Here is a 13440-nt window from a genome sequence, read left to right as displayed (position 1 = left end):
CGTGCAGGCTTGTTTGCTATACCTATTTTTATCGCTACTTGCTCTCTTAACATAAAATTTATAGTTCTAGACGACTCCATACAAATTCAAGTTTTATTTATTAGTTTCCGTGAGTACTCAATAACTATACTAACTACCAGTATATAGCAATTGTTGTGCCATGTTGATTATACTACCTTAAGCCATACCTTAGGCAATTGGCTATTATTTATTGGTCAAATGGTGACCAGTTAGCACCAACATCATTAATATTTTATAGGGAATCTTCGTTTTGTGTTGAATTTTCTTTAATGACTTGTAAAACTCAAAAATGATGCTTTTATTTTACATTCAATTGCTTAACCTGACCCATTTCATTTTAAAACAAGCGGGAACAGTTTATTAATAAATAAATAAAACACCTAGAAAGTGCATATTACTTTCTAAGTGCTCTTAACTAAATTGAAATTTAGTCCTATATTAAATTTAATGTGCGTAAATTTATTTATACCTATGTTAGAAGTTTTTACTCATAAAAATACAATACATCAAGCCCTGGTACAACTTTTTCTTATTATAAATTCAAATGGAATAGTAACTTTTTTAGCGATTTCTCTATTTTCAACTATTCTTTCTAAAAGTAAATTCACAGCAGTAACTCCCATGAAAACAGTGTGTACTTTTACTGTAGTTAATGGTGGAACTAAATATTTAGAGGTGGCAATATCATTAAACCCTACAATACTTATATCTTCTGGTACACTTAAATTCGCCTCATGTATCGCTCTTATAGCACCGATAGCCACGGTATCACTGGCAATAAATAATGCTGTAGGGATTTCTCCATTTTGTAATATACTCTTCATAAGTTTATAGCCGTCGTCTACAATATATTTACCAGTTCGTACATAGCTTGGATTGTAAACTAACTTTCCTCTCATAAAGTCACAAAATGTTTTCTCCCGCTCATCCATAATTAAATCATCGTTCTTACCAGTATATTCTCTTCCACCTATATACCCAATTTTTTCATGGCCTAAATCTAAAATATATTTTAGCACCTCTGTGACAGCCCCTTTAAAATCTACAATAACTGAGTCAAATTTTTTATCATTAGGAGAAGAATCCACAAAAACTATATGTGGTGAATATACTGAAAAATCTTCGATTTCATCTAAGCTAAACTTACCAACTGCGATAATTCCCTCTAACTTCTCTAATTCATAATTCCCATATTTTCCATCTTGTTTAAATATGTTTATTAAATCGATATTTTTGTTGGAACAATTTTTCTCAATCCCTATTCTAATTGATAAATAATATGGATCTCCAATTTCATCTTTTTCAGAATACCAATGAATAATTCCTATTTTTATACGTTTATCAATATTTCTGCTAATATTTCTCTGTCTAACAGTTTTATATTCTAATTCTTCTGCTATTTCTAGTATTTTCTTTCTTGTATCATCAGTTACAGATAAGGTAGCATCATAATTTAGAACACGAGACACTGTAGCAAGTGAAACTCCTGCTTTTAATGCAATATCTTTTATGGTAGCCATAAAAATTCTTCCTTCCAATTTATATTTATATATGGTTTTTAATAATTTTACTTTCATATGGACTTAAAATTGTATCCACAAAGTTTTTACTCACATCTGTATGATTGGTTATGATTAAATAGGTTGCTTCATCTAAGTAACGGCTATAAACTTCAAGCCCCTCTTCACTTTCAATATAATGAATGCTTTTATCAATAACTATTTCTTTTGCTATGTCTTTTAAAATTTCATTATTTACTCCAGCACCCACATAATAAACTTTGCCTTTTCCATATTCATTTAGGGTTATGCAGGATTTATCATTATAGAATTTATCATTATAATTATAAAGCGAAATTGCTGATATCGGGGTAATTAAATCACGCCATACTTCACATTGTCCTATCTTACCTTTATACTCGCCAACACCTATAATTTCTACTCCTTGGCCATTTTGCAATGACTCAACTTCAGTTATCTCTATACCACAAATTTCTTTAATGTTACAAGGGATAGTTTTCCTAAAGTTAATATTATTATCTTTATCTTTAATTCCCGCTCTGAAAGAAAATATCACTGTACCTCCCCCACTCGCAAATATCTCTAATTTGCTTGCAAGTTCTTCATCTATTATCTGTAATGTAGGAATTATAAGGACTTTATATCCCTCAAAATTTCTACTAGTAGGAATAACGTCTATATTGGTATTTATATTATAGAATGGAGTATATAATCTCATTAGTTCTTTAGTAAAATCAAACTCTACACTCTGAGGCTGATGTTTCCATGACCATATATTATCATAATCATATAATACTGCTATTTCAGATTTTATTTCAGCTTTTAATAGTTCTTCGTAAGGTAAAATTTCCTCAATTGTTGACTTCACTTCACTATATTTCCTACCATATCTATTATCATGATCCACAATACCGAAGCAGAACTGCTCTGCACCCTTTGTCATAGCTCTCCACCTAAAATAAAGCATATTAGTACACCCATGAGCGAAAGCTTGATAAGACCACATTTTAGCTTGATTGGGTCTTGGTAGATATCCAATAACAGTATGTCCTTGAGCCCCCATTAACTCCTCAACTATCCAATAGTTCTTATTTAATAAACCTCTATTGAAATCATGTGTCATAGCAAGTTCAGCTCTAGAAATCGGCTCTTTGAGTCCTCCCCATACTGGATAATTATCATAGGATACAAAATCTAGGTCCCTAACATTCTCCGCATGGTCAAACCATTTACTAAAAAATCCTCCAGATACGTTTGTAGTTACCTCTTGATTATCACCCTTTAAATTCTTTACAATCATAGTTTGCTCCTTAGCAAAACTATTTAGTGAATATGATCTAAACCTAGACCAGTCAAGTAATAAAGATGGATTATGAGTTGTTATAGTCTTCATTGGTGCTGAGACTTCATCAAAATTATTGTAAGTTTGACCCCAGAAAATCGTACCATAAGTTTCATTTAAATTAGAAATACATTCATATTTTTCTTTTAGATACTCTTTGAATTTTTTTTGACACCCCTCACAATAACACATGTCACTTCCTTCATGACCAAGTTCATTATCTACTTGCCATGCAACTATTGAATCTTCGCCCTTATAATGTTCAATTAATTTTGCAACCATTTTTTCACTATATTCTCTGTAAATATCCGAATTAAAACAGTATTGCCTTCTACCACCGAAGGCACGAACTTGCAAATTTTCGTCCTTAGATAAAATACTTGGATGTTTTTTATAAAGCCAAGCTGGGAATGTAGCTGTTGGAGTCCCAAACATAATTTTAATATTTTTATCTTTAAGTTTTGCAATTACGTTATCAAAGTATGTAAAATCAAACTTTCCTTCCTCTTTCTCCATTAAGTGCCACGCAAATTCACCAATTCGCACAATGTTAGCTCCAAGTCCAACTATACCCTTAATATCCTCATCAATCATATTTATATCCCAGTGTTCTGGGTAATAATCTACTCCTAAATACATAATACACCTGCCTTTTAAGTAATCCCTTACTTATAATGAGTCAATAAATCTTATAAATGCATTTTTACCATTTTCGTCTCTTTTGAAAACTCCAGCATGTTCTAAAACCACTGTAAATTTTAGCCCTACTTCCCTTTTCAAGATATCCATCACATTATTTTCTGTGATATCGTCATACTTGTTTAAAATTTCTAAGTACCACGCTAAATGTTTTTTTAATCCTTCTTCCTTATATAGCTCTTGCTCATTTTCTCTATTAACTAAATAATATGCTAGCTTTTCAAGTTCGCTCTTAAGCCTTGGTGGCAGTACTGCAAGCCCCATAACTTCTATAAGCCCTATATTTTCCTTCTTTATATGATGAAGTTCACTATGAGGGTGAAATATTCCATCTGGATGTTTCTCACTTAGTCTATTATTTCTTAAAACTAAATCTATCTCAAAATGTCCATCTCTTTTCCTCGCTATTGGAGTTATAGTATTATGAGGTACATCATCTGTATAGGCTATAATATCTACTACTTCATCACTGTATTTTTTCCATTTATTTAAAATTACCTCTGCAATACTTGATAACCTGCCTCTATTATCTCCTCTTAACCTTATTACAGACATAGGCCATTTTACTATTCCCAGGTCTTCATTTTCATACCCTTTAATTTTAAAAGTTTCTTCAACAGGAGCTTTTGCCATAGCAAACTCATAATTCCCCCCTTGAAAGTGTTCATGAGATAATATAGAACCACCCACTATTGGTAAGTCAGCATTTGAGCCACTGAAATAATGGGGGAATTTGTCTACAAATTCTAATACTCTCTCAAAGGTCTTTTTTGATATTTTCATTGGTACATGCGCGCCTTTAAAAATTATACTATGTTCATTATAATAAACATAAGGTGAATATTGTAGGAACCACTCTTCGCCCCTTAAGCTAATTGGTATTATTCTATGACTTTGTCTTGCAGGATAATTAACTCTTCCGTAATACCCCTCATTTTCTTTGCATAATAAACATTTAGGATAAGAACTAGCTACTATATTTTTAGCCGCTGCAATAGCTTTTGGATCCTTTTCAGGTTTTGATAAATTTATTGTTATATCTATATCACCATAATCAGTTTCTGACTTCCAAACTTGATTTTTAGATACTCTATCCATTCTTATATAATTCGAACTTTTGCTAAGTTCATAATAATAATCTGTTGCCTTTTTCGGATTTTCTGAATATAGCTCCACAAATTTATTTATTATTTCAGATGGCCTAGGAATAATACAATTCATTATTTCTGTATCAAGTAGATCACGATAAACTGATGAATCATTTTCTAATATACCACTTTCAAAGGACCAGTTAAGAACCCTATCTAATATGATGTTAGGTGAATCTAAGTTTTCTTCTTGTAAAATAGACTCCGTATAATCATCTAACTTTAAGACTCTTAATATTAAATTTCTTGAATAAATAATGTCACTTTCCTGGATAATTTCTTTTTTAATTCCATATTTAATAAGTCTGTCTATTTCATGGTAAATATTAATAGCCATACTATCACCTCTTAGTTCTCAAATTCATTTGCATTATTTTATAAAAGTCTCATGCAAACGTAGTTATGTCATAAATATTAACATGTTTATATATTCATCTCAATTGTTTATTGCTATTGCTGTATACATACCACTTCGAATACAACAGATATAAAGTCTAAAGACTCTACTTTCTGCATATCTATACCAATCTCCCGTGGATTATTGTTTAAAAGAATTCCTACGTTCATTAGCTCATCCCCATACATATCTCTTTCTAATGGTTTAACTCTATATAACATATTTGGGTCAAGTCCCACTAACTTAAATCCTGGATATTTTGGATGAGGCTTACTAAGAACTTGATAATATCCAACCAATGCCTTCTTTTTATCTTTTGATACTATCATCCACGCTACCAAATTCCCATCATTATCAAAAGGACTTATAAGTCTATAAAAATCTCCAGTTCCAATTAATACCCTATGCTTTTTAAAAAACGTAGTTTGCTCTAATACCTTTTTTTTATCGTCCTCACTTATTTTATTCATATCTAATTCATACCCAAATGTACCAAAATAAGCTACATTCGCTCTGGTATTAATAGACGTATTACGATATACCTGATGATTAGGTACCGCTGAAACATGTGACCCCATTGAACTTATAGGGTATATAAGGGATGTACCGTATTGTATCTTTAATCTTTCTATAGCATCGGTATCATCACTAGTCCAAGCCTGCGGAGCATAATATAGCATTCCTGCGTCGAACCTTCCGCCTCCACCAGAACAAGATTCAAATAATATCTCTGGAAATTTTGTTATAAGTCTTTCATATAAATCATAAACACCAAGTATATATCTGTGCATCATTTCTCCCTGTCTATCGCAAGGTAGCCCTAAAGAAAAAGCTTCAGTTATATTTCTATTCATATCCCATTTAACATATGAGATCGGTGCACCTTCTAATAACTCTGATATAGCCTCATATATATATTGTACAACTTCCCCTCTTGAAAAATCCAGTACAAATTGATTACGGCCATGGGACATTTTTCTATTAGGTGTATGTATAGCAAAGTCCGGATGTTTTCTATACAATTCGCTTTCTTTATTAACCATTTCTGGCTCTATCCATAACCCAAACTTTAATCCCATTTTTTCTATTTTTTTAGCTAACCCACTTATTCCATTAGGAAGTTTCTCTTTGTTTACATGCCAATCCCCTAAAGATGATGTGTCGCTATTTCTTTTACCAAACCATCCATCGTCTAATACAAACATTTCTATGCCGAGTTTTTTAGCCGAGCCTGCAATCTCAAGAATTTTTTCTTCATCAAAGTCAAAATAAGTTGCTTCCCAATTATTTATAAGAATTGGTCTTGCACTATTTTTCCATTTTCCTCTTATAAGATTATTATTATAAAGATTATGATAAGTTTGGCTCATTTTATTTAAACCACTATCACTGTATACCATTATTGCTTCTGGAGTTTGAAAACTCTCATTTTTATTTAATACCCAACCAAAATCAAAAGGATTAATACCTATCATTATTCTTGAGAGTCCAAAGTTGTCAACTTCAACTTGAGCAAGAAAATTTCCACTGTATACTAAATTCATTCCATAAACTTCTCCTGCATGTTCAGTAGTATCCTTATGTTTAAGTGCAATAAAGGGATTATGATTAGAACTACTAGCGCCCCTCGCGCTATATACATTTTGTATTCCAGGCTGCAACTCACGAACTTTAATATGACGTTCTCTAGCCCATGCCCCAGAAAGCTGAATCATTTGAAAATCATCGCAGGGAAGTTCAAAACAGGCGCTCATAGCATTATAAATACATATTTTCTCTTCACCACTATGATTAAATCTCACACTTTTTGCAATAGCAGCATATTTTTCAAAAATAGTATAACACAGTACTGCTTCTGTTTTAATAACACTGTCATAAAGCACTACTTCTATAGTCGTTGCCTGGTCTTCACCCTCTACATAAGTAGCAGGTAAACCTTGAAGCTTTTTCTTACCTTTAAATATTTTATAACCAACATACTCAAAATTCGTTATATTACTTCCATTTTTCTGTTTTATTTGATGTGCAGGAAATCTAAAATCTGTAGTTCCATAAGAAGGAAATTCTTGTTTTATATGCTCAAGAGAAAACTCTGAATCTCCTTCAAAAACGCAGCAGGACATTCCTCTGTCACTGAGTTGCAATAAATGAGCAAACGAGTCTCTATGTCTAATTTTTTTTCCGTAATACAAATGACCCAATTGATTGTTCTTCATAACATTAAATATATAACTCACATCTTGATTATAAAGATGGAACTCTTTATTTACATCATTAACTATAATTGGCACTATCATCACTCCCTCTAAATCTCTGTTTAAATACCTAAATCAGGAGAATCTTCTAATGTTAAATATTCATTCCATTTTCCTTCTGTTTCAAATATTACAATTTCATTTCTACCTATTTTCAAAAGAGGAGCAGGGATATATAATGATTTTTGAGGTCCAATTTCCCAAAAACGTCCAATATTAAAGCCATTAACAAAGGCACAACCCTTTCCCCATCCATCAAATCTTAGGAAAGTGTCTCCCAGCTTGCTTGCCTGAAACTCAAATTTATAGAAGGCTGGTGTATTCTGCTTATAATCAGCTTTAAAATCAATTTTATCTATATTGTCTAATGGAAGACAATAATGGCTCCAACCTGCCTGTGCATGTGTGTCTAAAAGTACTCCATCAATAATCCCTTTGCTTTGATAGTTTAATTTTTCCCCAAAATTTACTCGTCCCATATTTTCCATTAAAATATCAAATTTATTATCTTCTTTAGGGAACACAATATCTGATAATATATCAAGTTCCTGGTCATATTGAGTTAATATATTGTTTTCATTTACATATACCTTAGCTCTATCTTTTCCACCTAAAATCTTAAATTTCTGCTCCTTACAGTTAGTTTTCACATTACTCCTATACAGTAAGTATCCATAATTCTGTCCTAACTTTTCCATAGATAATGTGTACTGGCAATGCACAGGGGTAGATATATTTTCCAAGGTATTAAAAAGTGATACTTTTTCTTTAACTGATATCTTTCCATAAGCTATCTTACTAATTTCTGTTGAAAATTCAACCTCTGGTATATCTCTATACTTAGATATTACCTTTTTAAAAGCTTCATACTTAGGTGTAATATCTCCCCATTCAGTAAGTACTGCATCATAATCATAAGATGTAATATCTGGTGTTAATTTGTCTTGATAATTAGATCCATTCATAAATCCAAAATTTGTTCCACCATGGAACATATATATATTAACGTGACCTTCTTTTAATATTTTATCAAGATCCTCAGCTGTTTCTCTGTAATCTCTAACATGATGCTGACTTCCCCAGTGATCAAACCAACCTATCCAAAATTCCATACACATAAGTGGTCTATTTCCTATTATAGCTTTTAATTTAGGGAAATGATCTTCAGTTTTAGATCCGAAATTGGCTGTAGGTAGAATATTATCTTCCAAAAGCATTCCAGATACTAATGCCTGTCCCCAAGGTCCATCGGAGGTTACAAGTGGAACTACGGTTCCGTACTTTATCATAATGTCCTTAATCCTTGCAAGGTATTTTTTATCATTTCCATAGTATCCATACTCATTTTCAATTTGCATCATTATTATAGGGCCACCATAATTAATTTGTAGAGGTGTTATTATTTTAAATAATTCATTATAATATTTATCTACAGTAGTTAAAAATGGTTCATATGAGGACCTTACCTTCATACCATCCTCCGCTAGAAGCCATGCAGGAAGCCCACCAAATTCCCACTCTGCACAAATATATGGAGAAGGCCTTACAATTACAAAGAGTTCTAATTCTTGTGCTAATTTTATAAACCCTTTTATATTCAGCATGCCTTGAAATTTAAAATCTCCTTTTTTAGGTTCATGCATATTCCAAGGCACATAAGTTTCTACTGTATTACAGCCCATGGCCTTTAATTTTTCTAAGCGGTCTCTCCAATACTCTGGTACTACTCTAAAGTAGTGTATTGCTCCTGACACTATTTTAATGGGGTGATTATTATGATAAAACTCCTCTTTAATTTCAAAAGTATCACTCATTATGCAAACACTCACCTTTCACTTTTATTAATAAGTTTTAATACTACTTTGCAGATCCTACCATTCCTTCAACAAAGTGTTTTTGCATTGTCATAAATAATAGAACCATTGGAAGTGTAGCAATTACAATGGCTAACATAAGAATGCCATAATCAACGAAATATGCCGAGGATAATGAAGATATAACTAAAGTCATAGTCTTCATTTTATCCGTTTGCAAGACAATTAATGGCCACAAGAAGTTGTTCCATTGTAATGTAAATGCAAAAATAGAAGCCGATGCAAAGGTGGATTTCATAGAAGGCACAACAACTCTTAAGAAAATTGATATTTCTCCGGCTCCATCAATTCTAGCTGCTTCAATAATTTCATTTGGAAAAAATTTAAAACTTTGTCTAAAGTAAAATATTAAAAACACTTGGCCGACATATGGCAAAATAATAGCCCAATGGTTATTTACCAAATTAAGAGATACAACCATTTTAAATAATGGAATCATTAGTGCTCCAAAAGGAATCATCATTGAAAAAATAAAGATAGCATATATTTTTTCCTTACCTTTCGACTTGAATTTTTCAAAACCATAGGCTGCTATTGAACATACCGATAAGGCTAAAACAGTATATATGACTGTTACCTTAACTGTATTCATAAATGGTACTCCTATATCAGTGATTTTAATTAACCTATTGTAATTATTAAAAAGTTCAGACCCAAAAGTCATTTTCCCCTTTGTTATATCTACTGTTTTATTTGTAGCAGAAACAATCATCCAATAAAATGGAAATAGAGAAAAAAATGCTGCTATTGAAAGAAATCCGTATTTAGGTAACCCTTTTAAACCTTTTTTGAATTTATTTATCATGCGTCATCACCTGCCAATTTAATTTGGACTAAAGCTAGTATTGCTACTATGAATACAACAACATAAGATAGAGTTGCTGCATAACCAAAATTTGGAGCATATACAAATGATTGATTATAAATATATTGAGTAATACTAAGTGTTGCATTCCCTGGTCCACCAGCAGTTAAGTTCATAGGTTCATCAAATATTTGAAGTGTACCTATTGTGGACATTATAGTTGTAAATAAAATAATGGGCTTTAACTGAGGTACTGTAATATAAAAAAACTTTTCAAATCCATTTGCACCATCAATCTCAGCTGCCTCATAAGTTTCAGATGGCACATTTTGAAGTGCAGCCAAATAGAAAATCATATTATAACCCGTCCAACGCCATAATAGTGCTAGGATAATAACTATTTTTGCAAGGGTTGGATCACTTAACCACTGTATTGGAACATTAATTATTTTAAGTGATGTAAGCGCATAATTGATGATACCATTAGGCGCAAACAGCATTTTAAATAATACAGAATATGCAACCAAAGAGGTAACACAAGGTAAGAAAATTGCAGTTCTAAAAAAAGTTTTAAACCTTAGTTTTTTAGAATTAAGCAATGTAGCTAAAAACATAGCTAAGGTAAGCATAATAGGAACTTGTACAATTAAATAAATAAAAGTATTCCCCAGTGCCTTTTTAAATAGCACATCCTTAAACATTCTTTTATAATTATCCAGTCCAGCAAATTTTTGAACTAGCCCTTTAACCGACTGAAAGGAAAGGAAAAAAGAATTGAGAACAGGGTATAAAATAAAAATTAAAAATATAACTACCGCTATTGAAATAAATAACCAGCCAATTGCACTCATTTTACGTTGGCGTTTACTTAACGATTTTTTACTTTTCATGGATTAACCTCCTACTTACAACAAAGGAATGGTATTAATACCATTCCTTTGTTGTGGTTGTAAATATTATTATTGAATTTGACTCTCAAGTTGTTCTTGAGCTGTTTTAAGTCCCTCTTCAACTGTAATTTTTCCATCAAGAATATCTTTCATCTGAGCCATAATAGCTTGATCTCCTTCTACTGAATAAGAGCCATATGAAACACCAGGAATATTTTTCATCCAACCTGAGAAATCCTCGAATATTTTTTGTCCTCCAAAGAATGGATCCTCTGCTGAGTAAGCAGTACCAGTTTGTGAAGGCATATACGTTCCTACTGCACCTTTATCTACAAGGATTTTCTGATAGAAGTCATTATTACCAGCATACACTGTCTTTAAGAAATCGATAGCAACCTCTTTATTTTTAGAATCATTTAAAACATACCAACTTGAACCACCAAGATTTGTCGCATTTACTGAATTCGAAGTTGAAAGTCTTGGAAATGCTGCCACTCCCCACTTACCAGCTTGATCTGTTGCTGCTTTAATTGAACCAATAATCCAAACACCAGTATTAACTGTTGCTACGTCACCATTGTTCATTGAAGCAACCCAATCTCCCCAACCAACAGTATTTTTTACTATACCCGATTCTTGCAGTTCCTTATATTTAGTTACAGCCTCTATAAGAGGCTTATTATTAGCCATTGTCACATTGCCATCTTTATCAAAATACCATTGTCCACAAGATTGAATCATTTCTCTTAATATTGCTGCATCATTATATACATCCATACTTAGCATAGCTCTTCCAGTTTTTGATTTAACATCTTGTCCAATTTTAATAAATTGATCCCAAGTAATATCTTTCATATCCTCTGGTTTATATCCAGCTTCTGCAAGTATATCTGTTCTAAAGAACATTCCTGATACACCTGAATCAAATGGAACAGCGTATATTTTATCTTCAACTGTTACAGCGTCAACTTTATACTGTGCAAAGTCACTATGAGGAATTTTTCCTGTTAAATCCGCAAATTTTCCTGGATAAGAGGTTAAATATTTCTGTGCATTATAATCCTCAACTAAAGTTATATCTGGAAGAGTATCTGCACCAGCTACAAGACCTGTCTGTAATTTTGTTTCTACATCTAGTTTTGCATAGTCCACAACATTAATTGTTACATCATTATGATCTGCTGAATACACTTTTGCAGCTTCCTCCATAATTGGAATGTTAAAATTCTTGTCCCAAGCCCAAACCGTAATAACATTTGGGGAAGTGTCCTCTTTAGTTGTTTCTTTCTTTTCTGAATTAGCCGCGTTCCCACATCCGGAAAGCACCATTGATGTTACTAAAATTAATGATAAAACCTTCTTTTTCATAAAAGCCCTCCTACAGTTAATTATTTAATCGTTTTCACACTTACATATTAGTCCAGTTTTAGTAAAAAGTCAATACATTCTTAATTTTTTTAGTAAAAATTTACTTAACTAGGATAACGGTAATAGGATGTTTTTATGATTTACCTTACTTATTATGTGTGGTCATGTTACAATAATATGACCACACGGCCACTTATGCCCCTGTGGAAAATAATATTAAGAGGGGTTGCTTACTAATGAAATGTTTTTTAGATGAATATATGAATAAAGACAATTTTGATTTCATTTTGACTATAGATTGTGAAGGGTACAATTTCGATAAGAACTTAAAGAATAATGTACTAAACTTAGAAAAATTATTAAAATTAAATTCTGATAATAATATATATACTCTTCTATTTATAACCCCTTATTTTGCGGAAATGATGGATAAACTAAATTTAATTGGAAAAATCAAAAATGATTACAAAGTTATATTTGGGCTTCATATTCATCCGAATAATTTGCCAGAACATATAGAAAAGAGCTGTCCATTTATAAAGTGTGATGAGGATTTACTTTCATACTATTCTTATAATGAACAGAAACTTATAATAAAGAAGTGTTACGAGTATATAACAACCCTCGGCATTGAACCTATTTCCGCCTTTCGTGGAGGATATTTTTCAATTGATGATAATACGGAAAAGATCTTATCCGAAATAACTCCCATAAAATATGAATCTCACAATATTTACAGACCTGAGTATAAAGTAACAAAAAATATATTAACTCCACTTCCTGTATACTCGCAAAATGAAAATGAAGAATTAAGACTAGAATACTTTAATATTGAAAAGCTTTCAGAAATGTTAAAGCGTGGAATTTCGGAAAACAAAAAATTATTTGGAATAACTCATAGTTACTTATTAGATCCAAACGATTTTCATTATAAACGAGACAATATACAACCAAATATTCATGAACGAATGAAGATTTTAATAGATATTATTAACGAAAATAAATGAACTAAGTATATTAAAGAGGAGATAACTAAATGTTATCTCCTCTTTAATAGCAAATATTTAAAGATATTTTATTATATTGAGATTATTTAATACATAAATAAAATCCAAACCTAA

9 protein-coding genes are annotated in these 13440 nt (G+C 31.7%); 1 reads left to right on the top strand and 8 read right to left on the bottom strand.

What is annotated here, in order from left to right:
* Positions 1 to 527 precede the first annotated feature (527 nt).
* From ACJAX4_RS06085 to ACJAX4_RS06050, 8 genes are all read right to left on the bottom strand, one after another.
* Positions 528 to 1541 (bottom strand): LacI family DNA-binding transcriptional regulator, encoded by a 1014-nt coding sequence (locus ACJAX4_RS06085; protein WP_435788561.1) that lies wholly within the window; start codon positions 1539 to 1541, stop codon positions 528 to 530.
* A gap of 25 nt (positions 1542 to 1566) precedes the next feature.
* Positions 1567 to 3522, bottom strand: coding sequence for a beta-galactosidase (locus ACJAX4_RS06080; RefSeq protein WP_435788560.1), 1956 nt, complete (start codon positions 3520 to 3522; stop codon positions 1567 to 1569).
* A gap of 30 nt (positions 3523 to 3552) precedes the next feature.
* Positions 3553 to 5067: a UDP-glucose--hexose-1-phosphate uridylyltransferase gene (galT, locus tag ACJAX4_RS06075; RefSeq protein WP_435788559.1), complete on the bottom strand. Its 1515-nt coding sequence runs from the start codon at positions 5065 to 5067 to the stop codon at positions 3553 to 3555.
* A 113-nt stretch (positions 5068 to 5180) separates the two neighbouring features.
* Entirely contained in the window at positions 5181 to 7418 is a 2238-nt protein-coding gene (locus ACJAX4_RS06070; protein ID WP_435788558.1) for an alpha-galactosidase, read from the bottom strand.
* 26 nt (positions 7419 to 7444) lie between these two features.
* Complete coding sequence (locus tag ACJAX4_RS06065) at positions 7445 to 9196, bottom strand: glycoside hydrolase family 35 protein (protein ID WP_435788557.1); 1752 nt, start codon at positions 9194 to 9196, stop codon at positions 7445 to 7447.
* Between the two features lie 43 nt (positions 9197 to 9239).
* Positions 9240 to 10061, bottom strand: a complete 822-nt coding sequence (locus ACJAX4_RS06060) for a carbohydrate ABC transporter permease (protein WP_435788556.1) — start codon at positions 10059 to 10061, stop codon at positions 9240 to 9242.
* Positions 10058 to 10951 carry a carbohydrate ABC transporter permease gene (locus tag ACJAX4_RS06055; protein ID WP_435788555.1) on the bottom strand — a complete coding sequence of 298 codons (894 nt, stop codon included), beginning with the start codon at positions 10949 to 10951 and terminating at the stop codon, positions 10058 to 10060. The genes ACJAX4_RS06060 and ACJAX4_RS06055 overlap by 4 nt, the downstream gene beginning before the upstream one ends.
* A 69-nt stretch (positions 10952 to 11020) precedes the next feature.
* The gene (locus tag ACJAX4_RS06050) at positions 11021 to 12319 is read right to left on the bottom strand and encodes an ABC transporter substrate-binding protein (protein ID WP_435788554.1); all 1299 of its coding nucleotides are present in this window, start codon (positions 12317 to 12319) and stop codon (positions 11021 to 11023) included.
* Positions 12320 to 12555: 236 nt separating this feature from the next.
* Here ACJAX4_RS06050 and ACJAX4_RS06045 point away from each other — a divergent pair, with 236 nt between their 5' ends.
* Positions 12556 to 13326 carry a hypothetical protein gene (locus ACJAX4_RS06045; protein WP_435788553.1) on the top strand — a complete coding sequence of 257 codons (771 nt, stop codon included), beginning with the start codon at positions 12556 to 12558 and terminating at the stop codon, positions 13324 to 13326.
* Positions 13327 to 13440 lie beyond the last annotated feature (114 nt).

The sequence above is a fragment of the Clostridium sp. genome (assembly GCF_051278035.1).
Lineage (GTDB): Bacteria > Bacillota > Clostridia > Clostridiales > Clostridiaceae > Clostridium_AD.
This window is presented reverse-complemented; position numbering and strand designations above follow the sequence as displayed.